The organism is Mesorhizobium sp. LNHC221B00, from assembly GCF_000502935.1.
GTDB classification, from domain to species: domain Bacteria; phylum Pseudomonadota; class Alphaproteobacteria; order Rhizobiales; family Rhizobiaceae; genus Mesorhizobium; species Mesorhizobium opportunistum.
Genome location: NZ_AYWR01000032.1, coordinates 46,495 through 68,831, shown reverse-complemented (window position 1 = coordinate 68,831; position 22,337 = coordinate 46,495). Strand labels below are relative to the sequence as shown.

Annotated in this window: 20 protein-coding genes, 2 tRNA genes and 1 pseudogene; 9 read left to right on the top strand and 14 right to left on the bottom strand. The window is 63.1% G+C overall.

Annotation, left to right across the window (positions count from 1 at the left end):
- Positions 1-134: 134 nt before the first annotated feature.
- Together X741_RS139550 and X741_RS139555 are read right to left on the bottom strand one after the other, a co-directional pair.
- The gene (locus X741_RS139550) at positions 135-1,613 is read right to left on the bottom strand and encodes an ABC transporter substrate-binding protein (protein WP_023780388.1); all 1,479 of its coding nucleotides are present in this window, start codon (positions 1,611-1,613) and stop codon (positions 135-137) included.
- A 159-nt stretch (positions 1,614-1,772) separates the two neighbouring features.
- A complete protein-coding gene (locus X741_RS139555) occupies positions 1,773-3,053 on the bottom strand; it encodes an acetylornithine deacetylase/succinyl-diaminopimelate desuccinylase family protein (protein ID WP_023780387.1) in 1,281 nt (426 codons plus the stop codon).
- 8 nt (positions 3,054-3,061) lie between these two features.
- On the opposite strand from X741_RS139555, the gene X741_RS1000000170100 reads away from it, so the two are divergent.
- Entirely contained in the window at positions 3,062-3,283 is a 222-nt protein-coding gene (locus X741_RS1000000170100) for a hypothetical protein (RefSeq protein ID WP_156937957.1), read from the top strand.
- Entirely contained in the window at positions 3,280-3,708 is a 429-nt protein-coding gene (locus X741_RS139560) for a L,D-transpeptidase (RefSeq protein WP_023780386.1), read from the top strand. Before X741_RS1000000170100 ends, X741_RS139560 begins: the two co-directional genes overlap by 4 nt.
- A gap of 163 nt (positions 3,709-3,871) precedes the next feature.
- Here the strand turns inward: X741_RS139560 and X741_RS139565 are convergent, their stop codons facing one another.
- The 10 genes from X741_RS139565 to X741_RS139610 all read right to left on the bottom strand — a co-directional run bounded on the left by X741_RS139565 (position 3,872) and on the right by X741_RS139610 (position 14,554).
- Positions 3,872-4,855: a lipid A biosynthesis lauroyl acyltransferase gene (locus X741_RS139565; protein ID WP_023780385.1), complete on the bottom strand. Its 984-nt coding sequence runs from the start codon at positions 4,853-4,855 to the stop codon at positions 3,872-3,874.
- A 13-nt stretch (positions 4,856-4,868) separates the two neighbouring features.
- On the bottom strand, positions 4,869-5,897 hold the full coding sequence (locus X741_RS139570) for a zinc-binding dehydrogenase (protein WP_013895022.1): 1,029 nt from the start codon (positions 5,895-5,897) through the stop codon (positions 4,869-4,871).
- Positions 5,898-5,933: 36 nt separating this feature from the next.
- Positions 5,934-7,211 (bottom strand): beta-ketoacyl-ACP synthase, encoded by a 1,278-nt coding sequence (locus tag X741_RS139575; protein WP_013895023.1) that lies wholly within the window; start codon positions 7,209-7,211, stop codon positions 5,934-5,936.
- A 43-nt stretch (positions 7,212-7,254) separates the two neighbouring features.
- On the bottom strand, positions 7,255-8,445 hold the full coding sequence (locus X741_RS139580) for a beta-ketoacyl-ACP synthase (protein WP_023780384.1): 1,191 nt from the start codon (positions 8,443-8,445) through the stop codon (positions 7,255-7,257).
- A 56-nt stretch (positions 8,446-8,501) separates the two neighbouring features.
- Positions 8,502-8,783, bottom strand: a complete 282-nt coding sequence (locus tag X741_RS139585; RefSeq protein WP_010909964.1) for an acyl carrier protein — start codon at positions 8,781-8,783, stop codon at positions 8,502-8,504.
- 231 nt (positions 8,784-9,014) lie between these two features.
- Positions 9,015-10,157 (bottom strand): slipin family protein, encoded by a 1,143-nt coding sequence (locus X741_RS139590; RefSeq protein ID WP_023763433.1) that lies wholly within the window; start codon positions 10,155-10,157, stop codon positions 9,015-9,017.
- 361 nt (positions 10,158-10,518) lie between these two features.
- A tRNA-Met gene (locus X741_RS139595) sits at positions 10,519-10,586 on the bottom strand.
- A gap of 2 nt (positions 10,587-10,588) precedes the next feature.
- Positions 10,589-10,662 (bottom strand) — tRNA-Gln (locus tag X741_RS139600).
- A gap of 206 nt (positions 10,663-10,868) precedes the next feature.
- Positions 10,869-11,417: a histidine phosphatase family protein gene (locus X741_RS139605; protein ID WP_023780383.1), complete on the bottom strand. Its 549-nt coding sequence runs from the start codon at positions 11,415-11,417 to the stop codon at positions 10,869-10,871.
- 116 nt (positions 11,418-11,533) lie between these two features.
- The gene (locus X741_RS139610) at positions 11,534-14,554 is read right to left on the bottom strand and encodes a caspase family protein (protein WP_023780382.1); all 3,021 of its coding nucleotides are present in this window, start codon (positions 14,552-14,554) and stop codon (positions 11,534-11,536) included.
- Between the two features lie 110 nt (positions 14,555-14,664).
- Between X741_RS139610 and X741_RS139615 the strand changes: the two genes are divergently transcribed.
- From X741_RS139615 to X741_RS139620, 3 genes and pseudogenes are all read left to right on the top strand, one after another.
- Positions 14,665-15,615, top strand: a complete 951-nt coding sequence (locus tag X741_RS139615) for an AEC family transporter (RefSeq protein WP_023780381.1) — start codon at positions 14,665-14,667, stop codon at positions 15,613-15,615.
- A 170-nt stretch (positions 15,616-15,785) separates the two neighbouring features.
- Positions 15,786-17,314 (top strand): annotated as a pseudogene (locus tag X741_RS01000000167235) (NAD-dependent succinate-semialdehyde dehydrogenase).
- Between the two features lie 93 nt (positions 17,315-17,407).
- Positions 17,408-18,430, top strand: coding sequence for an aldose epimerase family protein (locus X741_RS139620; RefSeq protein WP_023780380.1), 1,023 nt, complete (start codon positions 17,408-17,410; stop codon positions 18,428-18,430).
- Between the two features lie 2 nt (positions 18,431-18,432).
- On the opposite strand, the gene X741_RS139625 is transcribed toward X741_RS139620, so the two are convergent.
- Positions 18,433-19,362 carry a sugar kinase gene (locus tag X741_RS139625; RefSeq protein ID WP_023780379.1) on the bottom strand — a complete coding sequence of 310 codons (930 nt, stop codon included), beginning with the start codon at positions 19,360-19,362 and terminating at the stop codon, positions 18,433-18,435.
- 149 nt (positions 19,363-19,511) lie between these two features.
- Between X741_RS139625 and X741_RS139630 the strand changes: the two genes are divergently transcribed.
- The 4 genes from X741_RS139630 to X741_RS139645 are packed head-to-tail and all read left to right on the top strand — an operon-like array spanning position 19,512 to position 21,857.
- Positions 19,512-19,961 carry a FixH family protein gene (locus X741_RS139630; RefSeq protein ID WP_023780378.1) on the top strand — a complete coding sequence of 150 codons (450 nt, stop codon included), beginning with the start codon at positions 19,512-19,514 and terminating at the stop codon, positions 19,959-19,961.
- Between the two features lie 7 nt (positions 19,962-19,968).
- A complete protein-coding gene (locus tag X741_RS139635) occupies positions 19,969-21,168 on the top strand; it encodes a cytochrome c peroxidase (RefSeq protein ID WP_023780377.1) in 1,200 nt (399 codons plus the stop codon).
- 54 nt (positions 21,169-21,222) lie between these two features.
- Positions 21,223-21,546: a type II toxin-antitoxin system RelE/ParE family toxin gene (locus X741_RS139640; protein WP_023780376.1), complete on the top strand. Its 324-nt coding sequence runs from the start codon at positions 21,223-21,225 to the stop codon at positions 21,544-21,546.
- Positions 21,543-21,857 carry a helix-turn-helix transcriptional regulator gene (locus tag X741_RS139645; RefSeq protein ID WP_023763442.1) on the top strand — a complete coding sequence of 105 codons (315 nt, stop codon included), beginning with the start codon at positions 21,543-21,545 and terminating at the stop codon, positions 21,855-21,857. Before X741_RS139640 ends, X741_RS139645 begins: the two co-directional genes overlap by 4 nt.
- Before the next feature lie 3 nt (positions 21,858-21,860).
- Here the strand turns inward: X741_RS139645 and X741_RS139650 are convergent, their stop codons facing one another.
- Positions 21,861-22,313 carry an Lrp/AsnC ligand binding domain-containing protein gene (locus tag X741_RS139650; RefSeq protein WP_023780375.1) on the bottom strand — a complete coding sequence of 151 codons (453 nt, stop codon included), beginning with the start codon at positions 22,311-22,313 and terminating at the stop codon, positions 21,861-21,863.
- Between the last annotated feature and the right edge of the window lie 24 nt (positions 22,314-22,337).

Here is a 22,337-nt window from a genome sequence, read left to right as displayed (position 1 = left end):
CGTCGACCAGTGTTCAACGTCGGCGATTGGCGAAAGCATAAAGGAGGACGCAATCTCCCCCCTTGCGGGGGAGATGCCCGGCAGGGCAGAGGGGGGTGTGACAGAGCGCAAGTTCCGCCAGACAGCCTGAGTGTTCACTCGCTCCACTTCACCTTGGTGAGGTCATTGGCCTGGATCGGGGCATTTTCCCACAGCCCTTGCAGCTTGGCGTCCCAGACTCCGACCTTGGGCAGTTCGTAGAGGAAGCCGACCACGGCGTCGTCGGCCAGGATCTTCTGCGCCTGTCCGAGCAACGCCTTGCGCTTGGCCGCGTCGGAGGTGAGGTTGAGGTCGGCGATCACCTTGTCGAAGGCCGGATTGTCATAGTTGAAATAGTAATCCTTGCGCGAATAGATATCGATGTCGTTGGGCTCGGTGTGGGAGACGATGGTCAGGTCGTAGTCCTTCTTGGTGAACACCTGGTCCAGCCACTGCGCCCATTCGACCGGTAGGATATCGAGGTTGATGCCGACGTCGCGAAGCTGCGAGGCGATGATCTCGCCGCCGAGCCGCGCATAGCCGGGCGGCGGCAGCTTCAGCGTGGCCTTGAAGCCGTTCTCCAGGCCTGCTTCCTTCAGCAATTCCTTGGCCTTGGCGACATCGTGCGGATAGCGGCCGGTGAGGTCGACATGGTCCTTGTTGGCCGGTGACATGTGCGAGCCGATCGGCTGGCCGAGGCCGGCCGAGGTGCCGTCGATGATTGCCTTGCGGTCGAGCGCGTAGGAGATCGCCTGCCTGACCTGCAGCTTGTCGAAAGGCGGCTTCTTGTTGTTGATCGACAGGATGGTTTCGCCCTCGGTCGAGCCGATCACCACCTTGAAACGCGGGTCGTCCTTGACCTGCGCCAGGCTGTCGGGATCGAAGAACGGGAAGGCCTGGATGTCGCCAGACAGCAGCGCTGGCACATTGGCGGCGGCATCCGGCACGATGCGGAACTCGACCTTATCGAGGAATGCCGGCGTGCCCCAGTAATGGTCGGCTTTCACCAGCGTGATCGACGATCCCTTGGCCCAACCCTGGAATTTGAACGGACCGGTGCCGATCGGGTTCTCCTTGTTGGTGTCAGCCGATTTTGGCGACACCATCACCGCGTCGCCCCAGCCCATATTGTAGAGGAAGGATCCTTGCGGGTTCTTCAGCGTGACCTTGATCGTCGCCGGATCGATGACATCGACCTTGTCGATGGCCGCGAACAGGTTCTTCTGAGCATTGACCGAATTGTCGGCGCGGGCGCGGTCCAGCGAGAATTTCACGTCGTCGGCGCTGAAGTCGGCGCCGTCGTGGAATTTCACGCCGGTATGCAGCTTGAAAGTGTAGGCCTTGCCATCGTCGGAAATGGTCCAGCTTTCGGCCAGGTCCGGCAGCACTTCGCCATTCGGGCCGATGCGCGTCAGGCCTTCGAACACATTGGCGTAGAGCACCTCATCGATGGCGGCGGCGGCGCCGGCGGTCGGGTCGAGATGCGGCGGCTCGAGCGGAATGCCGATGACAAGGTCGGTGCGCGCGGCAAAGGCCGGGCTTCCGGCGGCCAGTGCCAGGACGGCCGCGGCCAGAATGATTTTCCACAATCTCATCGTGCACTCCCATGCGTTCAGACACGTGCTCAAACCGGGCGATAGAAGCGTGATTTCGTGCGGGAGTAAATTGCGTTTCGTGCTGCCGGGCGTCGTGGTTGGGAAAGTTTTTCTCCTGGCGGCCGTTTCGATCGGTCGAAGCTTGTCCGGCGGGAGGCCTCAGCCCGCGGCCGTGCCGCGCAGCAGCACGTTCAGCCCGATCGCCATCACCTTGGCCGATTCCACCATGTCCGATATCCCGACCCACTCATCCGGCCGATGGGCAAGGTCGAGAATGCCGGGTCCATAGGCGATGCAATCATAGATGTGGCCAATGCGGGCAATGTGCTTCTGGTCGTAGGTGCCGGGAGAAATGACGTAGTCCGGCTCGCGGTCGAAGATCGCATGAATGCCTTGCGCCACGGCCCTGACCACGGGTGCGTCGCGCTCGGTCATCAGCGGCAGCACTTCCATGAGGTCGCGTATCTCGTAGTCGAACTTTTTGCGCTCGCGCTTCAGCCGGTCGAGAATGCCGGTCACTTCGCCTTTGACCGTGGCCAGATCCTCCTCGAGCAGGAAGCGGCGATCGATGGTCAGCCGGCAGGAATCGGGCACGTTGGGCGAGGGCAGGCCGGGCCGGAAATCCTCGGTCTGGCCGCCATGGATGGAATTGATGTTCATGGTCGAGCGCCTCGCCCCTTCAGGCACCACCGGCATGCGTGTCATCTTGCGGTCAAGCGCGGGGAACAACTCGTCCTCGAAAGCTTGCAGTACAGCGCCCATATGGTGCACTGCGTTGTCGCCGAGAAACGGCATGGAGCCATGCGCGATCTCGCCCTTGGTCTCGATTTCCGCCCACCAGACGCCGCGATGGCCAAGGCAGATCCGGTCCTTGTTGAGCGGCTCGGGGATGATGACGTGATCGACCCTGGGCTTCGAGAAGTAGCCGAGCCCGGCCAGATGGGCGACGCCGCCGAAGCCGCCGGATTCCTCGTCCACCGTGCCCGATATCTCGATGGCGCCGGGAAAGTCGGGGAATACTTCCATGAAGGCCTCGACAGCGATGATGGAGGCGGCGAGCCCACCCTTCATGTCGCAGGCGCCGCGGCCGTAGACCTTGCCGTCCTTGACGACGCCGGCGAAGGGATCGACGGTCCAACCATCGCCGGCTTCGACGACGTCGATATGCGAGTTGAAGTGGACGCAGGCGCCTGGAGAGCGTCCGTCAAATCGCGCGACGACATTGATTCGCGGATAGCGATCCGTATCGCCGGGCGTGCCTTCGGCGCGGATGAATTCCGTCTCGAAGCCGCGCTTCTTCAGCCGCGCACCGATGTATTCGGCGCATGGCCCATAGGCTTCGCCAGGCGGATTGATGGTCGGAAAACGGATGAGGTCGGCGGTCAGCGCAACGACATCGTCGCGCCTGTTGTCGATTGCCTTGAGGAGTCGCTCGTTCATATGACGAGTTGAGCAGCGATCTCGGCGGTTTTGCAAGCCCGCTGGTGATCAGGCCGGTGCGGCGTGTCGATGCGGCAACTATCGCGGGAAATCGTTCAAATTCTCTGCTTTGGATTGGCCAATTGGTCAATGAGTGTGTGTTACTTCATTCACCTGCCATTAAAAAGATGAAAAACATCGTGATGGCAGGCAGGCAAGCAAGGGGCAATCAAAGGGGTTTGATCGCATGAAAAAGACAGTTCTCATGGCGGCCGTATTTGTCGCGATGCTGTTCGGCGCTTCGGGGCAGGGCTGGGCAGCCAGCCTCGAGGCGAACATAGACGTATCTTCGCAGACGATGACGGTCCGGTATGGGCTGTCGGTTTACAGGTGGAGCGTGTCGACCGCGCGGACCGGCTATTTCACGCCGCGTGGCAACTATCGGCCGCAACGCACGGCCCGGATGTGGTATTCGCGCAAATACCATATGTCGCCGATGCCATATTCCGTGTTCTTCCATGGCGGCTATGCCATCCACGGAACCGGTGCCGTCAGGCAGCTCGGCCGCCCGGCTTCGCATGGCTGCGTGCGGTTGCACACGGCCAATGCCGCGGCCTTCTATTCAATGGTGCGGGAAGTGGGATTCGGCAACACGCGCATTGTCGTCTCCAACTGAGCGCTTGATTTCGCCGGTACATGATCGGCTGGCGTAAAACGCGTTTTCTTGCCATAGGCCTGGCTTAAAGCGCGTCGCGACGAAACAGATTCATGCGACGCGCTTTAAGTCTTTGGTTATGCATGTCGTTCTTCCAAAACCAGATCAGTTTGGGCGACATGCATTAGGTGTTTGCGACTGGAGTCGGCTTCGGGCGCTGTTTGCGACGCCAGTTGCTGATCTCCCACCTTTTGTGGAACCACATCCACTGGCCGGGATCCTCCCGCACCCAGCGCTCGACCACATCATTCAGCATCTGTGTGGTGGCGTGAACGTCGACGCTGCCGTTGGCGGTGCGCGGCAGGACCAGCTTGTCCTCGATCTCGAGCCGAAAGCGGTTGCCTGGCAGCCTGACGCAGCGCGCCGGATAGACATCGCAGTCGTAGTGGCGGGCGAGCGTGCCCAGCACGCGGTTGCTCTGGCAGGGACGGCCGAAGAAGGTCGTCTCCAGGCCGTTGGAGAATTTCTGGTCGACAAGGACGCCGATATTACCGCCGTTCTCCAGGATGCCCGCCAATGCGAACGAGGCGCCGGCCATCGATGGCAGCAGGGAACCCATGGTCGAGCGGCGCGTCGAGAGGATGTAGTCGGCAAGGTAGGGGTTGTTGGGCGGGCGAAACAGCGCCGTGATGTTCATGCCGAAGGTCGCGGCAGCCACCGGCAGCAGTTCGAAATTGCCGAGATGGCCGGTGAAGACGATATGCGGCTGTTTTTCGGCGGCTATCTCGACGAAGTGCTCCGTTCCCTTGACCTCGACGCGGCCGGGGTTGCTGGAGGCGGGGTCGTAGTCGAACAGGGCGTCGAGAAAGATGTATTCGGCGGCCAGCCGCGCCATGTTGCCCCACATGTCCGACGCGATGGCCTGGATCTCGCTTTCGCTCTTTTGCGGGTAGGCCTTGCGCAGATTGTCGATGGCGACCTGATGACGCCCGACCCAGGGGCCGATGCGGCGCGCGACGCGGTCGGCGAAATTCAGCGCGGCGTCGACCGGCAGCAGGCGCAGTATCGAGATGATGATCATCGCGGCGCGCGCAACCAGCCAGTAGTTCACCTGGCGCAGCTGTCTGCCGTAGCGAAACCTGAGATCGCGGCGAAACTTCTTGAGCACCGAAATCAAGGCTCTAGACGACGCGCAGGATGATCTTGCCGAAGACGTCGCGGCCTTCCATGCGCTTCAGCGCCGCATCGATGTCGTCGAAGCCGACCTCGGTGTCGATGACCGGCGAGACCTGGCCCGCCGCCATCTTCTGCATGGCGTTGGCCATGTTTTCCATGCGGCAGCCGAAGGATCCCAGCAGTTTTAGCTGCTGCTGGAACAGCTGCATCAAATTGATTTGTGTCGACACGCCCGACGTCGACCCACACGTCACCAGGCGGCCACCACGCTTCAGGCACAGCATCGAGCCGGCGAAAGTGTCGGCGCCGACATGTTCGAAGACGACGTCGACGCCCTTCTTCTTGGTCAGCTTGCGCACGACGCCTTCGAAACGGTCGTCACGGTAGTTGATGACATGGTCGGCGCCGAGCGCCTTGGCCTTGTCGATCTTGTCGTTGGAGCCGACCGTGGTGATGATTGTGCAGCCCATGCGCTTAGCCAGTTGGATCGCCGCCGAGCCGATGCCGGATCCGCCGGCATGGACCAGGATCGTCTCGCCGGGCTGAAGCCTGGCGTTGTCGAACAGCATGTGCTCGACGGTGCCGAAGGTCACGGGCGCCACTGCGGCCCCGATATCGGTCACGCCGGGAGGAGCGGGGACGAGCAGGCGCGCTGGCAGGTTGATCTTCTCCTGCGCGAAGCCGTCGAGGTGGAAGCCGTGGACTCCCGAGACATGCTCGCAGAGATTGTCGCGACCTTCGCGGCAGGCGCGGCAGAGGCCGCAGGTGCGCGCCCCGTAGATCGACACCAACTGTCCGGGCAGCAGGCTGGAAACACCGGGACCGACCGCCTCGACCTCGCCGGAGGCTTCGGCGCCGACGACCAGCGGCAGCTTGCGCTTGGCGAAGGCCATGCCGCGCCAGCCCCAGACGTCGATATGGTTCAGGGCCACCGCCTTGATGCGCAGCGTGACTTCGCCGAGTGCGGGTGGCGGCGGGGGCGGCAGGTCCACCGTTTCAAGACGGCGGTCCTCGATAAGTTGCAGTGCGCGCATGAGGCCTGTCGGTTCTGTATGGCTGAAAAAGGTCGCTTAGACCGGTTCCCGCGCCATGACAAGGCAAGTGTTCTGGCCACCGAAGCCGAAGGAGTTCGACAAAACGCTGCGAACCTCGGCATTGCGCTTCTTGTTCGGCACCACGTCGAGCACGATCGCGGGGTCCGGATTGTCGTAGTTGATGGTCGGCGGAATGACGCTTTCGCGCATCGTCATCAGCGAGAAAGCGGCCTCGACAGCGCCGGCCGCCGACAGCGTATGGCCGATCATCGACTTGTTCGACGAGACCGGCATGGAGCTTATGCGCTCGCCGAACACCGTCGACAGCGCCAGATGTTCCATCTTGTCGTTCTCCGGTGTCGACGTGCCGTGGGCGTTGACATAGTCGATTTCGTCTTCACCCAGGCCGGCATCGGCCAGCGCGGCGCGAACCGCGGCAATGGCCGGCGAAGCGTCCGGCTTCGAGCGGGTGCGGTGGAAGTCGTCGGCCTTTTCGCCGCAACCGCCCAGGATGCCAAGGATGGTGGCGCCGCGAGCCAAAGCCGCCTCAAGCGATTCCAACACCAGTGCTCCGGATCCCTCGGCCAGCACGAAGCCGTCGCGATCCCTGGAGAAAGGCTTCGATGCTTTTTCGGGAATGTCGTTGTGCGTAGATAACGCCGAAAGCAACGAGAAACGGATCAGTGCCTCGGCGGTCGCCGAGCCGTCGGCGCCGATCGAAAGCGCCCGGTCGCATTCGCCACGGCGGATCGCCTCGACACCGAGTTGGATCGCGGTGGCGCCCGAGGCGCAAGCCGTCGACAGCGTGATCGGAAGACCGCGCGTGCCAAGGCGGTCGGCAAGGCGGTCGGCGATCGAGCCGAACTGGGTCGTTTCGAAAATATCAAGCTCTTTCAAGCTGCGCGCCACCCGGAGCAGTCTTTCGGCGGCGGTGTCATCCTTGTCCTTGTCGGAATTGTAGAGCGAAAAGCGCTCGGCCCAGTCAAGTTCGACCGGCGGGGAGGCAAGGAAGAGCGGTCCGCCGAAATCGTTGGAATCAAGACCGGCTTCGGCCACGGCTTCGATACCCGCAAGCTCGGCCAACTCGTAGGTGAGGGGGCTCGCGCCTTTCGAACTCGACGGCAGGAAATCGACCATGCCGGAGATGCGGGTGTTCAATTGATCGATGGGAAAGCGGGTGATCGGATGGATGCCCGACTTGCCCGAGGTCAGTGCTGCCCAATTGTCCGATTTGCCGACGCCAAGCGAGGTCACCACGCCGATGCCGGTGACGGCGACGATTGGCCTGCCCATGTGATCTCTGAGATTGGCCATTCGGGAGCCCTCTTGTCGTTGCAGTATGGATCGTGGGGCCGCGTTACGCGGCGTTGACCAGCGCCATGCCCTCGAATTGGTGATAGCCGATCGCCGTTGCAAGGACGCTTACGGGAATGCCTTCGAACGATTTCTCGGCCGTGGCATCGAAGACAGGGTAGCCAGCCTTGCGGTCGACGGCGAGTGCGGCCAGGGCCACGGCGAACGGAAACTGCGCTTCCTTCATATGCCCGGTCAGTGTCGAGAAGCCGCGCGCCGCGATTGCCTCGACAGCATCGAGGGCCGCTTTCTCGGCGATGGTCGCCGCATGCGCGCCAGAGGCGCCGGACATCGCCAGCAGCTTGCCATTCGGCAAGGCCGCCCGGCTGAGCAGTGCCGCGATCTCGGCGTCGAGTTCCCCGCGCGAACGTCTCGCGCGGCCGGAGACGACCGGCCCGAGCTCGGCGTAGATCTTGCGCCCACGGCTTGCCGCGTGCTCGCGCTGCTCCAGCACCAGGAAGGCGCCGCCGGAGCCCGATACCACGCCACCGCCCTCGGCGCCCTGTCTTTGCCAGACGGGTTTCCAGGGGCCACGATGCAGGTAGCCGGCAAGTTCATAGCCGAGCAGCATGTCGGAATGTTCGGTCTGGAAGGCGCCGCCGACCAGGACATGCGTCGACTGGCCCGAGCGGATGCGCGCGGCCGCCGTCTCGACGGCCGAGACGCCGGCACCTTCCTCGCCCATGAAGGTGCGCGACGAGCCCGTCACCTTGTGGACGATCGAGATATTGCCGGCGAGCAGATTGGAGAGCTGGGCCAAAAACAAGGTCGGCCGCAATTCCGTCGTCAGCTTCTCGTTGAGCAGCACATCGCGGTCGTTGCGGCTTTCCGAGGCCGCGAGAATGGCGGCATCGACTGCCTCGTCGCGCTCGCCGCCGCCGGCGGCCACCACCATGTCCATGGTCGTGCACAGTTCGTCATTGCCCTTGATGCCGGCGTCATCCAGCGCAAGTCCCGCGGCATAGGTGCCGAGCCGCTGCCAGGTTTCCATCTGCCGCTGGTCGCCGCGCTTGGCGATCTGCAGGTTCCAGTCGATCTCGGGCAGTGGATGGACGGTGTAGGGCGCAAAGCGCGCCGCTTCGAGCACCGGCTGCAGGCCTGGCTGCGAGAGCTTCTGCCAGTGTGCGTCAGGGCCTTCTCCCAGCGAGGAGACAAGGCCGATGCCAGTGATGACGACGTCGTGGGGGCTGCTCATGAGCGGCTTTGTGGGTCAGGAGGCGCAGCCCGTCAAGGCCGCGCGCTTGCCCGATCTCAGGCGGTCTTGGCGGCAACCAGCGCGTCGATCTTGGCGCACAGGTTCTTCATGACGAAGTAGTCGTCGGTCGATGCCTTGCCGTCGTTGACTTCCTGGGTCCACTTTTCCAGCGGCACCTTGATGCCGAATTCCTTGTCGATGGCAAAGACGATGTCGAGGAAATCGAGGCTGTCGATGCCGAGATCGTCGATCGTGTGGCTCTCGGGCGTGATGGTGTCGATATCGATCTCGCTGGTGTCGGCAATGATCTTGGCGACTTTGTCGAACGTGGTGGACAAGGGCTTTTCCTTCTTTGCGGGCGGAATCTGTCCGCATTCGTTTGGGCGCTGTCTAATCGGTTTTTCCCGGCAGGAAAAGGCCTGATAAGCCGGGCGCAGATGGGAAGCGTGCCCAGGAAAGGCAAGAAGGGCCGCCGGTCAAACCTGCGGCCCTTCCCATTGACGTTGCGTCAGCCTTGTTTGGATGCATGTCGTTATCCCAAAACCGGCCCCACTTTTGGGCGACATGCATCAATCTTCGCGGAGCTTCACAAGGTCGTTGAGCAGCCCGCTCGTCCCGTTGTGGACGGTCAGCCGCTCGACCTTGCCGGCGATGGTTTCCAGAGCCTCGAGCTCCTTCAGCCGCAGCATCACCGGGTTCTCCGCCATCACCTTGGCCGTGTTGAGCAGGGAACGCGTGGCGTTCGTCTCCTCGCGACGGCGGATGACGTTGGCCTCGGCCTGCTTTTCGGCCGACACCACCTGGTTCAGGATCTCGCGCATCTCGCCCGGCAGGATGACATCCTTGAGCGCGATATCGCTGACCTCGACCCCGATCTCGGCCATATCGGCACGGACTTTGGCCGCCGCTTCCTCGTCGATCGTCACCTTCTTTTCCAGGATCTGGTCGAGGGTGAGCGAGCCAAGCGTCTTGCGGAAGGCGTACTGCAGGGCGCGGTAGAGGGCCTCGGAGAAGTCCTTCACAGCGCTCACTGCCTTGACCGGATCGACGACCCGGTATTCGGCGGCGATGTTGACGCGGATCGTGACGCGATCCTTGGTCAGCACTTCCTGCCCAGCGACATCGAGCGACTGGCGCTTGAGGTCGACGACCTTGATCTGCACCATGCGTCCGACATTCCAGAAGCCATGCACGCCAGCGGCGAGCGTGCGCACCAGCACACCGTCGATGAACAGCAGCCCGGCCTGGCCGTCGAGGACCGGGTGGACGGACATCAATTCCGCCTTCCGGGCCTGGCCGAGCCGGCGCATCACCGCCGGATCGATGGCGAGATCGGCCGAGGTGTCGACCAGCGTCACCTTCCACGGACCGGCATCCGTCCACAGCACCAGCTTGCGATCCGGCGCCAGAACGGCGTGCAGGTTGCCGTCACGCTCGATGATTGCGACATCCGCGCGACCGGTGCGAATGACGGTGAAATGACGTGCGGCCACATCCGGGAGCTTGTCGAACAACGCCTTCTCGTACGCCGAAACGAATTCCGGGTTCTTCAGATCGTGCCGCGACACTTCAAGGCTTCCACCCCGGTTGGCGAGCCAATGCTCGCCCGGCAGCAGGACAGCCTTGATCTCACCCTTGTAGAGGGTGAGGGCACGTTCATTTTCCTTCACGAGGACGCGCTGGCGTCCAAGAACCTTATCGAGAACAGTCATTGTCTTACTCCTGTCGGGCATGGCCCCATGCGAGGCGTCACGTCATGCGTCGATCTTCCCTTCGTTTCTCGTTTCACGTCGTCATGGTCCGGGCACGAATGATCCGGGGACTGGTGGCATCAATCCGCGGCGGGCCTTCGGGAGCGGATCGCGGGGGCAACGAAGCGGGCGCCGGAGGCCTTGGCCTCCCTTGCCGGCGACGCTGCGCCTTGATCGTCACCGCGGGCCTGGCCGCGAGCCGATGGCATCGGACCTTTCGATACGGCTGCGGCCCGAAGGCTTCTGCCGTCCGTCAGATCTTCAGCATTCCAGTCCCCGGACCGTTTTCAGATAACACCGTGATAGGGTGCTGGCTTTGAGGCCAATGGAGAAGGACTCGAACCTTCGACAGTCAGATTATGAGTCTGATGCTCTCCCAACTGAGCTATCCGTGGTGCAGACAGCGGGACTCGAACCCACAACCTCCGGACCAAATCCGGCGCTCTCCCAGTTGAGCTACATCCGCGATCCCAATCCCCGAAGCGGCGCCGTATACAGGGCGGCAAAGCCGCCTGCACGGGCGGAGGCAAAAGCTCCAACCGTTGTGCTCGCTTCGGTTTTCGTGACCGGGAGCGCGGCTATAGAGCCTGCGACGGGTTGTCGCAAGCGGCATTGTCGCGGCGAATTCGCGGCTTCTTCGGGTAGTGGTATTTCGGCAACACTGCCGCCGTCTCAAAACGTGACGCGGCCGAGCACCCGCAGGCCGTCGCCTTGCGGCTCGACGACCACGGCCTCGCCTTCGCGCGGCGAGATGCCGGTCAACGCCACGATGTCTTCCAGGTGGGTGACCATGACCAGATTGTCGGAGCCGGAATAGGCGCGGATTTCCTTCATGATCGCGGCGACCTGCTCTGCCTTCTGCGCATCGCCGCCCTTCAGCAGGTCGAGCGGCGCAAAGGGTTCCGGTTCGGCCTCGAAGGCGATGCGCGCGGTGTCGAGGCAGCGGCAATAGCGGCTGGACAGCACGCGCTCGATGGGAGCGGCGCGCGCGGCGAACAAGGCGCCGATCTTGCTCGCCTGTTGCTTGCCGCGCGCCGAGAGGTTGACCTGGGTGGCGCAGCTGTCGATGTCGAAATTGGCGGGGTCGGTGGTGCCGGTGACCATGGCGTGGCGAAGCAGCACGACATGGCCACCGTCACGCAGCAGTGCCCAGCCGGCATCCGTGGCATGAGCAGCGACGGGAATGACGAGCAGAAACAGCGCCAATGCAAATCGAATCATCGCAACCTTCCACGAGCGTGGCATCACGCTCCGGTCATTCGCATATAGGGATTGGAAAGCGGGCACAAAGACAAGCCGGGAGCTGCCCCTCCGAGTCTCCTGCCGCGTCTCCAGCCTCACTTTTTGGCGATCTGCTTCTTCACCAGGTCGATCTTCTGGTCGGTAAGCGGGATAGGCATGGTGTAGCCGGCCTCGGTAAAGCCCTGCTTGGCGTTCTCGAAGAATTCGATGGCCTTGAGATATTCCGGTTTGCCGCCGCCATAGCTGGCGCGGTTCCAGTGGATGTCGCCGAGATTGTTCTGTTCGAACGCCCATTGCATGGGCTGGCTTTCCCTGGTGAACACTTTCAGCGTCGCCGTGAAGGCCGCTTCCGCATCGTCGAGATATTTGCCGGTGCGCTGGATGTTCCCGAGGTTGAGCAGGCTCATGCCGATGCCGTTCTGGGCATTGGCCCAGTCGATGGGTGCCGTTTCCATGGTGAGAATTTCAAGCGCCGCCCGCCGCGCAGCGATCGAATCCTGCAAGGTCTTGGGATCGGCATTGCTCATGCTCAGCCAGTGCAGCGTCGATCCGATGCCGGCCTGGGTCAGCGCCCACTGCCGAGGGTTCGTCTCGCGCTTGTACTCGCGCAACGCATCGCGGTATGCGTCGACCGCTTGGCTGTAGTGCTCGGGTTTTTCCGTCACGCCGCCAAGAAGCTGCAGCGTGTTGCCGAGATTGTAGTAGCTCATGGCCCAGTCCAGCGGGAATTTCCGCCTGACATAGACCTGCCGGGCTGCCTGGAACGCTGCTGCCGACTGCTCGAGCTTGGCTGCGTCGCGGGTGCGCTGGCCAAGCGTCTGATAGATCGAGCCGAGATTGTTCTGGGCTGACGCCCAGTCCATCGGGAACCTTTGCCGGGTAAATACCGTCAGCGCATCGTCATAAGCTTCCGCCGCCTCTTCGAGCGTGCCGGTTCCCATGTCGAAGCGGGCGACGCCGCTCAGCGCATTGCCGAGGTTGAGACGGCTGGTGGCCCACGAGACCGGGAAGGTTTCACGGGTTCGCACTTCGAGCGCGGCGCGGAAGGCGTCGGCCGCCTCGTTGATCTTGGCCTTGTCGTTGAGCTGGATGCCAAGCGTCACAAGCGTGTTGCCGAGATTGTTCTCGACCATCGCCCATTCCACGGGTGCCTTTTGACGCGTGTATTCCTCAAGCGCCAGCCGATAGGCTGCTTCCGCCTGGCCGAGATGCTCGCCGGCGGGTTCGCGCTCGGAGAGCGCATAGAGCGCGAGGCCGAGATTGTTCTGCGACGAGGCCCAGTCGAGCGGAACCTTGTCGCGCGGGCGCTTCTCCAGTGTGGCGCGCATCGCCGCCACCGCTTCGTTCAGCCGCTTCGGGTCGCTTTCGCGCTCGCCGATCTTCAGCAGCACATTGGCCAAATTGTTCTGCGCGGCGGCCCAGTTAAGATCGTCCTTCACGCGATCGAACACGACAAGCGAATCGCGGAAGATCCGCGCTGCCTCTTCGAGGCGCGCGGTCTCGGTCTCGCGCTCGCCGATGGTCTGCAGCACCACCGCCATGTTGTTGCGGGTGATCGCCCAGTCGCGATTCTGTTCGCCATTGGGGATGAAGTTCAGGATGACGCGATAGGCCTCGATGGAATGCTGCAGCGCATCGAGGTCGCCGGTGGCGTAGCCATAGGCATTGAGCGCCTCCGCTTCCTGGTTCTTGTAGTTCCAGCGCAGCTTGTCGTCCCATTTCTGCGCCAGCGAAAACGCCTTGGCGTAATCGCCGGCGGCGGACTTGTAGTCGAACACCAGCGCCGAGGCGTCGGCGCGCCTGGCATAGATCGCAGCGTCCGCAAGGCGCTTCTGCTTGACAAGATCCTCGGCCTCGTCGACCGCATCGCTGGTCCGCTCGACCCGGCCGACCGCGTCGTCGAGGAACTTGCGCGCCGTCACGATCGCGCCCTGGCCGATGGCCTTGTCGGCGGAGGCGACCAGGCGCTTGATCTCCGGATCGTCGGTGCGCAGCGCGGCGCGATCGGACATCATCTTCTTCAGCCGCTCGGCCTGCGCGTCGAGCACTTTCTGCAGGTCGGTCGGATCCTCGGGGATCTTTTCCGTGCCAAGCGCCCTCAACACACCGTAGAGCGCGTCGAGCGGCACATTTTCCTGCAGCGAGGCCAGTTCCACTTGCGCCCGCTTCGGGTCGGGCAGGTCGGATATGGTCAAAAGCAGCTGCCGCCGTTCGCCGGTGATCAGCCCATCGTCGCCCGTCGGTTCCGGCGGCGCCACGCCGAAATAGAGCAGCCGGCGCAAGCTTTCATTGACCCAGGGGCGCTGCCTTGCCTTGGTGTCGAGATAGACCTCCTCGGTCACCATGCGCATGACCGAGCCGAACTCGGTGCCCTTCATCGCGGCGAGATGGCGCAGCAGCGCTGCCGCGTAGGGGCTGTTTTCGCCAGCAGCGCCATCCAACGCCGGGCGGCCGGGTTCGGCGGCGAAGCCGACCACCGTGCCGAGGCTGGCGTCGGCCGCCGGCGCGTTGCCGAGCGCCTTGGCGCCACGCACCGGCTCCAGTCCGCCAGCGCCAATCGGCTCGGCGGAGGCGGTCGGCGCCCGCCGGACCATGGCGTTGGCCGGGAAAGGGTTGGTGCGGCAGGCATCGAGCAGCACGATCGTCACCGGCACGGTCTTTTTCAACGCGTCCATGACGGCTGATATCGGCACCAACGCTTGGTCGGCATCTGCGAGCGACGACACGTCCGCATCGGTCGGAACCAGGTAGTTTTCGCCACCGGCTTCGATGCCGTGGCCGGAATAATAGATGAGGGCGACGTCGGCTCCCTCGGCATCTTCCGTAAAACGCTCGAGGTCGCGCTTGAGCTTGGCGGCATCGCGATTGCTGACATTGCGGGCGTCGAAGCCGAAGTCGGTCAGCATCTTGGCCATGTCGCGGGCGTCGTTGGCCGGATTGGGGAGGGCGGCGATGTGCTCGTATTGCGACTGGCCGATAATCAGCGCCACGCCTTTGAGGCTTTTGGTCTCGGCAAGTGAAAGCGTGGTCGCGGCAAGGCAGAACAGCGTGGCGACGAAAGCCGTCCGCCATGTCTGCCGGAAAAGATTACGCTTCGAGATTTCGACAAAGCCCATTTGTCGCCCGCGTCCGCCCTGATACTCCAACCCTGTATAACGCTGTCAGTCCACCGTGATCAAATTTGGGCGCGATTGCGCCACCGGCCTTGCTCGCCTATCCCTGAAAAATGTCTCCGCTTACCGAAACCGTGCTTTTTGTCTTTAGCCTCGTGGCGCTCGGCTATCTCGCCGGGCTCACGGGCTATCTCAGACCGGCGAGCGGCGAGGGGATAGCCGATTTCGCCGTCTCGGTGGCGATGCCGCTGCTTTTGTTCCAGACGATGGTGAACGCCGATTTCCACGGCGTGGCGCCATGGCCGCTGTGGGGCGCCTACTTCACCGCCGTGGCGATCACCTGGGCGGCGGGCCATGTCGTCACCACACGGGTTTTCGGGCGCGATGCACGCGCCGGCGTCGTCGGGGGCGTGTCATCAGCCTATTCCAATGTCGTGCTGCTTGGCGCGCCCTTCGTTCTCGGCATATTCGGCCCGAGCGGCTTCGAAGTGCTGTCACTGCTGGTTTCCGTTCATTTGCCTGTGATGATGATGGCATCGATCGTGCTGTTCGAGATGTTCGGCCGCGGCCGTGGCGAGCACGTGCATCCGCTGCGGGTGCTGCGCAGTTTCCTGCGGCGGTTGTTCATCAACCCGCTGATCATCGGCATTCTCCTGGGGCTGGCATGGCGGCTGAGCGGCGTGCCGCTGCCCGACCTCGTCATGCGGCTGGTCGATGCGCTGGCCGACACGGCAGGGCCGGTAGCGCTGTTTGCCATGGGGCTCAGCCTGCGCCGCTTCGGCATATCCGGCAATGTCCGCCCGGCACTGGCGCTTTCGTTGCTGAAGCTGTTCCTGATGCCGGCGCTGGTTCTTGCTTTCGTCTGGTTGCTTGGGCTGCCGCCGTTGACGGCCAAGGTCGCTGTCGTGGTTGCCGCCTTGCCGTCCGGCATCAATTCCTATCTCATCGCCGTTCAGTTCAACACCGGCCAGGCGCTGGCGTCGAACCAGATGACCATCGCCACGGCCTGCGCCGCTGTCACCACGGCTTTCTGGCTGACGGTTGTCTTGCACGTTTTCGGGTAGCTCTCGTCTCGCGCTGGCCCAAGCCCTATATGCCATCTTGCGATTGCTTGCGGGCCTTGCCCTAGGTAAAGAGCAGTGGCTCCGGCGTGCCGGCTTTTCCAAAGGCGTGGCGCCCGCTCACCGAAGAATTCACAGGCCGGCCCGTCAGTGCGCCGAACGGAGGATAGACCATGCTTCAGAAAACCAGCCATTTCATGCGGCAGGCCAATCTCATCAACGGCGAATGGGTGCAGGCCGACAGCGGCCAGACGGTCGACGTCAACAACCCGGCCACCGGCCTCAAGATCGGCACCGTGCCGAAGTCGGGCAAGGCCGAGACCCGCCGCGCCATCGAAGCNCGGCCACCGGCCTCAAGATCGGCACCGTGCCGAAGTCGGGCAAGGCCGAGACCCGCCGCGCCATCGAAGCCGCCAGCGAAGCTTTCAGGAGCTGGCGCAAGACCACCGCGCTCGAGCGCTCGAAGCTGCTGCGCAAGCTGCATGACGCGATGATGGATAATCAGGATGTGCTGGCCGAATTGCTCACCATCGAGCAGGGCAAGTCGCTGTTCGAATCGAAAGGCGAGATCGGCTCGGCCGCGGCCTACATATTGTGGTTCGCCGAGGAAGGCCGCCGCACCTATGGCGACGTCGTGCCGTCGCCGTGGGCGGACCGCCGCATCCTGGTGACCAAGGAACCGGTCGGCGTCATTGCCGCCATTACGCCGTGGAATTTCCCCTCCTCGATGCTGGCCCGCAAGCTTGGCCCGGCCCTTGCCGCCGGCTGCACCGCGGTCGTCAAGCCGGCCTCGCAGACGCCGTATTCGGGTCTGGCCTGGGGTGCGCTGGCCGAGGAAGTCGGCTTCCCCAAGGGCGTCGTCAACATCCTGACCGGTTCGGCCAGCGAGATCGGCGACGAGATCTGCGCCAGCCCGCTGGTGTCGAAGATCACCTTCACCGGCTCGACCGAGGTCGGCAAGCTTCTCATCCAGAAGTCATCGGTGACCGTCAAGAAGGTGTCGATGGAACTGGGCGGCAACGCGCCGTTCATCGTCTTCGATGATGCCGACATCGAGCGTGCGGTCGCCGGCGCGATCACCGCCAAGTACCGCAACTCCGGCCAGACCTGCGTCTGCACCAACCGCTTCCTGGTTCAGGCCGGCGTCTACGACAAGTTCGTCGAGAAGCTCGCCGCCGCCAGCAACGGGCTTAAGGTCGGTTCCGGCCTCGAAGAGGGCGTGCAGCAGGGACCGCTGATCGACGAGAAAGCGGTCGAGAAGGTCGAGGAACTGATCGCCGACGCCACGTCGAAGGGCGGCAAGGTCGTCGCCGGCGGCAAGCGCCATGCGCTGGGCGGCTCGTTCTTCCAGCCGACGGTCATCGCCAACGCCACGCCCAAGATGCGCTTCATGAAGGAAGAGATCTTCGGGCCGGTAGCACCCGTGTTCAAGTTCGAGACCGAGGAAGAGGCCGTCGCGCTCGCCAACGACACCGAATTCGGCCTTGCCTGCTACTTCTACACCGGCGATCTCGGCCGTGCCTTCCGGGTCATGGAAGGGCTGAAATACGGCATGGTCGGCGTCAATGAGGGCCTGATCACCACGCCGGAAGCGCCGTTCGGCGGCGTCAAGGAATCGGGCCTCGGCAAGGAAGGCGGGCATCAGGGCATCGAGGATTACCTCGATACCAAATATGTCTGCATCGGCGGTCTCGGCCTCTGATAGACTGCTCTGAGACGGGCCGGGCGGTGACCTGTCCACCTGGGCTTAAGAAAACCAGCCGAAGCCCTCTGGATCAATTTGGCATTTGCGGGCATGGCGATGAAAGATGGCGAGGTTTTCGGTACGACGCAGGCGGGCGAACCGGTGCGCCGCTTCACGATCAGGGGTGGCGGTCTCACCGCCAACATCATCGGACTCGGCGCCGTCATCCAGGATTTGCGGCTGGCCGGGCATGATGCACCGCTGGTGCTCGGCTACAACACCCTGGAAGCCTATGAGGCCGACAACGCCTTTTTCGGCGCGGTTGTCGGCCGCTATGCCAACCGCATCCGCGACGGCCGCTTCACCATTGGCGGCAACCGCTACCAGACCGAGCAGAATTTCCTCGACAAGCACACGCTGCATGGCGGCTCGCAAGGTTATGCGCGCCGCTCGTGGGCGGTTTCGCTGCATGGCAGGGACTTCGTTACGCTGACGCTACATGATCCCGACGGCGCGATGGGCTTTCCCGGCGCGCTCGATGTCACCTGCACCTACCGGCTGAAGATCCCCGGCACGCTCAGCGTCGAGCTGACGGCGACCTGCGAGGAGCCGACATTGTGCAATCTCACCCAGCATTCCTACTTCAACCTGGATGATGGCGGTGCCGGCGACGTTCTCGACCACAGGATGATGCTGAATGCCGGCGCCTATCTGCCTGTCGACAGCGATATGATTCCAACCGGCGTGGTCAAGCCGGTCGACGGCACACCCTTCGACTTCCGCCAGGCACGGCCGCTGCGCATGGAGACCGAGGGCGAACAGCTGCCTTATGACCAGAATTTCTGCCTCGGCGCGACGCGCGGGCCGCTGCGGCAGGCATCATGGACGCAAGGGGCGAGTTCCGGCGTCGAGATGGAAGTCTGGACCACGGAACCAGGCGTCCAGCTCTATACCGGCCAGTATGTGACGCCGCGCACTGGCCTGGAAGGGCGGGACTACAAGGCCTTTTCCGGCTTCTGCCTCGAGCCGCAGATATGGCCGGATGCGCCGAACCGGCCGTATTTCCCGCAAGCGACGTTGTGGCCAGGCGCGATCTACCATCATGTGACGGAATACCGGTTCAGACTGCCCTAAGATCAGCAGACCTCAGCGTCGAAGGCCGCTCTTAGTGTCTGGAACGGCGCCAGCGCGCCGCGCACCTGCACTACCGCGGCGGCGACGCGGTGGCCGCGTCGCGCGGCTTCCACCGGCTCATGGCCGGCAAGGCGGGCCGCAAGATAGCCGCCGTTGAAGGAATCTCCGGCTCCTGTCGTGTCGACAGGGGCGGCGACATGGATCGCCGGCACGTCGTGCAGTGTCCCCTCACTGGCAACCAGCGCGGGCGCCTCGCCGTTCTTGACGACCACCTCATCGACCAATTTGCCGAGACGGTCCGCCGTCGCTCGCGGGGTTTCGTCGCCGAACAGCATCTGCTCATCGGGGAAGGTCGGCAGTGCGATGTCGGTGACACCTAAGGCTTCGACGATCGCTGCCTGGGCGTCCTCGCGGCGCCGCCAGAGCCGTGGCCGATAGTTGGGGTCGAAGGCGATCAGCGAGCCTGCCGCCCGCGCCTTGGCGATGGCCGCCAGCAATGTGGCGCGCGCGGCATCGTCCAGAATTGCCAAAGTGATTCCGGAAAAGTACACAAGAGACTGATTTTCAATGTTTTTTGAAAGGGCTTTGGGATCCGAAGCAAGCTGCCGGGCAGCGGCGTCGCTGCGCCAATAGGTGAAGGAGCGCTCGGCGCCGGTCAGCGTGATCGCATAGAGGCCGGGCCGTGCGCCGGGTATGACCGGGCTGGAGCCGATGCCGATGCCATTTTCGGCGAAGAAGCCGATCTGGCCGTGCGAGAAGGGATCGTCGCCGAAGGCCGAGACATAGGTTGCCGGCCGGTCGCCGCTCAGCGCATGCAGCGCCCACAGCGTGTTGAATGTGTCGCCGGCAAAACCCATGCGCCAGTTCGGGCCCGTCTGACCCGACAGTTCGAGCATGCATTCGCCGATCGAGGCGACACCGTTTCCAGCCATCCAGAATCCTCCAGTGATTTCGGTGCTGTAGCTTTTTGCCACCGGCAGCGCCATGCTTGGCAAGCAGGCTTTTTTGCGCCACAGCGTTTTCCCACAGCCGACGGGATGCGATCCGCCCGGCAAACGTTGTCTGCAGAAGAGGAACCGGTTTGGCATCGTTATGGCGTTATCTGTTAGCGGGTCTTGGTCTGGCTGCCTTGCTGGTCAGCATCCTGGCGGTCGTCTACCTGACCGCGCCGCACTCGGCGCTGCCCGCCGGCCCGGATGTGTCGCGCACGAGGAACAGCGACAACGGGCTGTTCACGGCGAGTTTTTCGCCGGAGCGGGGCGTCGTGCGGCAGGGCGAGCTGGAATCCTGGCTGCTGACCCTGAAGACAAAAGCCGGCGTTCCGGTGGAAGGGGCCGCGATCGCGATCTCCGGAGGCATGCCGCTGCACAATCACGGCCTGCCGACCAGCCCGCAAGCGACCGACTATCTCGGCGACGGACGCTACCGGATCGAAGGGGTCAAGTTCACCATGAGCGGCTGGTGGCAGTTGCATTTCGCCATATCGGCCACCGCCGGTTCCGACACGGTGCTGTTCAACGTGGTGCTGTGAGCGAGCGATGAGGCGCCTTTCTTATTTTCTGGCGCTGATGGTGGCCGTTGTCCTCGCGGGCTGCGGCAAGCCGGATTTTTCCGACGCGGAGAAGAAGACGATCGCTTCGCTGGCGCTAAACACATTGCCGCCACTGAAGCCCGACACGACGAACCGATTTGCCGATGTGCCGGCGGCAGCCGCGCTCGGCTCGACGCTGTTCTTCGATCTCGGCATGAGCCGCGGCGGCACGGTGTCTTGCTCGACGTGCCACAAGATCGACCGCCAGTTCCAGGACGACCTGCCGCAAGCCGTCGGTGTCGGCCGCACCAACCGGCGCACCATGCCGTTGGCCGGCGTGGCGCGCGATCCCTGGTTCTTCTGGGACGGCCGCCGCGACAGCCTCTGGGCGCAAGCGCTGACGCCGCTTGAAAACCCGCTGGAGCAAGCGGGAAACCGCGCCGCTTACGCGCATTACATCAAGGCGCGCTTCGGCGAGCGCTATGAGCGCATCTTCGGGCCTTTGCCCGATTTTTCCGGCATTCCGGCGAATGCCAGTCCGCTTGGCACCGATGCCGAAAAGGCGGCCTGGAGCGCGATGAGCGACACGCAGCGCGACGCGATCAACCGCGTCTTTTCCAATATCGGCAAAGCGATCGCGGCCTTCGAGCGGTCGATCGAGCCGGCACAGACGCGCTTCGATCGCTTTGCACTGGACCTTGCCACCGGCGCAGAGCCGAAGGGCGATGCCGCCTTTTCCCGGGAGGAAATCCTCGGGCTGAAACTGTTCATCGGCAAGGCCAATTGCGTGACCTGCCACGACGGCCCGCGCTTCACCGACAACAGTTTTCACAACACTGGCGTGCCGCCCGTGACGGGCCTGCCACCGGATCGCGGCCGCGTCGACGCGGTGACACAGGTCGAGGCGGATCCGTTCAATTGCTTCGGTGCCTATCGCGACGGCGATGCCGGCGCTTGCGGCGAGCTGCGCTTCATGGTCAAGGATGCGCCGCAACTGGTTCGCGCCTACAAGACGCCGTCGCTGCGCGGTGCGGCGGCGCGACCGCCCTACATGCATGCCGGGCAGTTCTCGTCGCTCGACGAAGTGGTGGCTCATTATGCCAAGGCCGCGCCCACCATCGAGGGGATATCCGAGATTCACCCGCTGGAACTGTCCGATCGAGAGCGCGCGGCGCTGGTGGCTTTCCTGAAGACGCTGTCGGAGTGAGGTTGCCGAGTATCGGCGATTGAAAAATATTGCAAAAAAGGTATACTGGGCGGGATGAGTTGGTCAGTCGCATTTCTCAATATCGAGGTGAGGCGGGAGCTTGAGGCCCAACCGAAAGATATCTTGGCCAGTTTTCTCCGGATATCGCGTTTGATCGAGACGCATGGACTGCAAAAAGTCCACGAGCCCTATGTAAAGCATCTGGAAGGCAAGCTTTGGGAAATGCGCATGAAGGGCCGGGATGGCATCGGTCGTGCGATCTATGTGACTGCGGCCGAACGCCGTGTGATTGTGGTGCGTGTGTTCGCTAAAAAGACCCAGAAGACACCACGAAGCGAGATCGAGTTGGCTCTTAAACGAGCAAAGGAGGTTCTATGAGCCGGAAAACAATCCCTGTTGAGGATGTTGCCAAGGAATGGTTCAGAGATCCGGAATTCGTTGCTGAATACGAGGCGTTAGAGGAGGAGTTCGCGATCGCCGAAGCTCTGATCAAGGCCCGAGGTGAGGCCGACATGACGCAGGAAGAGGTCGCTACCGCCATGGGAACGACGCAGGCAGTGATTGCTCGCCTGGAGAGCGGTCGAAACATGCCTTCGACCCGAACCCTGCAGCGTTTCGCCAAGGCGACAGGCTCGAAGCTTCGCATCAGCTTCGAGCCTGAAAAGTCGAAATCGCGTATCGGTCATTGAACTCTATCGATCCTTCACCGTCTCCATCGCCACGAAGGTCGAGGTCTGGGCGACATGGGGCAGGGCGGAGATGCGCTCGCCCAGCACGCGGCGATAGGCGGCGATGTCCTTCGTGCGCACCTTCAGCAGATAGTCGAAGCTCGATGCCATCATGTGGCACTGCTCGATCTCGGGCACGCCCTGCACCGACCGGTTGAAAGCGTCGAGCGCCGCGGAGCGGGTGTCGGACAGTTTCACCTGGACGAAGGCGACGTGGCCTTCGCCCATGCGCTGGCGGTCGACGATTGCCTGATAGCCCCTGATATAGCCGTCCTTCTCCAGCCGCTTCACCCGTGCCTGCACCGGCGTTTTGGACAGACCGACCTTTGCCGCCAGTTCGGACATGGAAAGTCGGCCATTGCTTGCCAGTGCCGACAGGATGTTCCTGTCGATGCGGTCCAATTGGTCTTCAATCATCGAAAAGGCAGTCTATTTGTTAGA

Bases quoted from the DNA above. Each gene is read 5' to 3' on its own strand.
- X741_RS139550 (WP_023780388.1), bottom strand. From the start codon at position 1,613: ATGAGATTGTGGAAAATCATTCTGGCCGCGGCCGTCCTGGCACTGGCC.
- X741_RS139555 (WP_023780387.1), bottom strand. From the start codon at position 3,053: ATGAACGAGCGACTCCTCAAGGCAATCGACAACAGGCGCGACGATGTC.
- X741_RS139560 (WP_023780386.1), top strand. From the start codon at position 3,280: ATGAAAAAGACAGTTCTCATGGCGGCCGTATTTGTCGCGATGCTGTTC.
- X741_RS139570 (WP_013895022.1), bottom strand. From the start codon at position 5,897: ATGCGCGCACTGCAACTTATCGAGGACCGCCGTCTTGAAACGGTGGAC.
- X741_RS139575 (WP_013895023.1), bottom strand. From the start codon at position 7,211: ATGGCCAATCTCAGAGATCACATGGGCAGGCCAATCGTCGCCGTCACC.
- X741_RS139580 (WP_023780384.1), bottom strand. From the start codon at position 8,445: ATGAGCAGCCCCCACGACGTCGTCATCACTGGCATCGGCCTTGTCTCC.
- X741_RS139590 (WP_023763433.1), bottom strand. From the start codon at position 10,157: ATGACTGTTCTCGATAAGGTTCTTGGACGCCAGCGCGTCCTCGTGAAG.
- X741_RS139605 (WP_023780383.1), bottom strand. From the start codon at position 11,417: ATGATTCGATTTGCATTGGCGCTGTTTCTGCTCGTCATTCCCGTCGCT.
- X741_RS139610 (WP_023780382.1), bottom strand. From the start codon at position 14,554: ATGGGCTTTGTCGAAATCTCGAAGCGTAATCTTTTCCGGCAGACATGG.
- X741_RS139615 (WP_023780381.1), top strand. From the start codon at position 14,665: ATGTCTCCGCTTACCGAAACCGTGCTTTTTGTCTTTAGCCTCGTGGCG.
- X741_RS139620 (WP_023780380.1), top strand. From the start codon at position 17,408: ATGGCGATGAAAGATGGCGAGGTTTTCGGTACGACGCAGGCGGGCGAA.
- X741_RS139625 (WP_023780379.1), bottom strand. From the start codon at position 19,362: ATGGCTGGAAACGGTGTCGCCTCGATCGGCGAATGCATGCTCGAACTG.
- X741_RS139635 (WP_023780377.1), top strand. From the start codon at position 19,969: ATGAGGCGCCTTTCTTATTTTCTGGCGCTGATGGTGGCCGTTGTCCTC.
- X741_RS139640 (WP_023780376.1), top strand. From the start codon at position 21,223: ATGAGTTGGTCAGTCGCATTTCTCAATATCGAGGTGAGGCGGGAGCTT.
- X741_RS139645 (WP_023763442.1), top strand. From the start codon at position 21,543: ATGAGCCGGAAAACAATCCCTGTTGAGGATGTTGCCAAGGAATGGTTC.
- X741_RS139650 (WP_023780375.1), bottom strand. From the start codon at position 22,313: ATGATTGAAGACCAATTGGACCGCATCGACAGGAACATCCTGTCGGCA.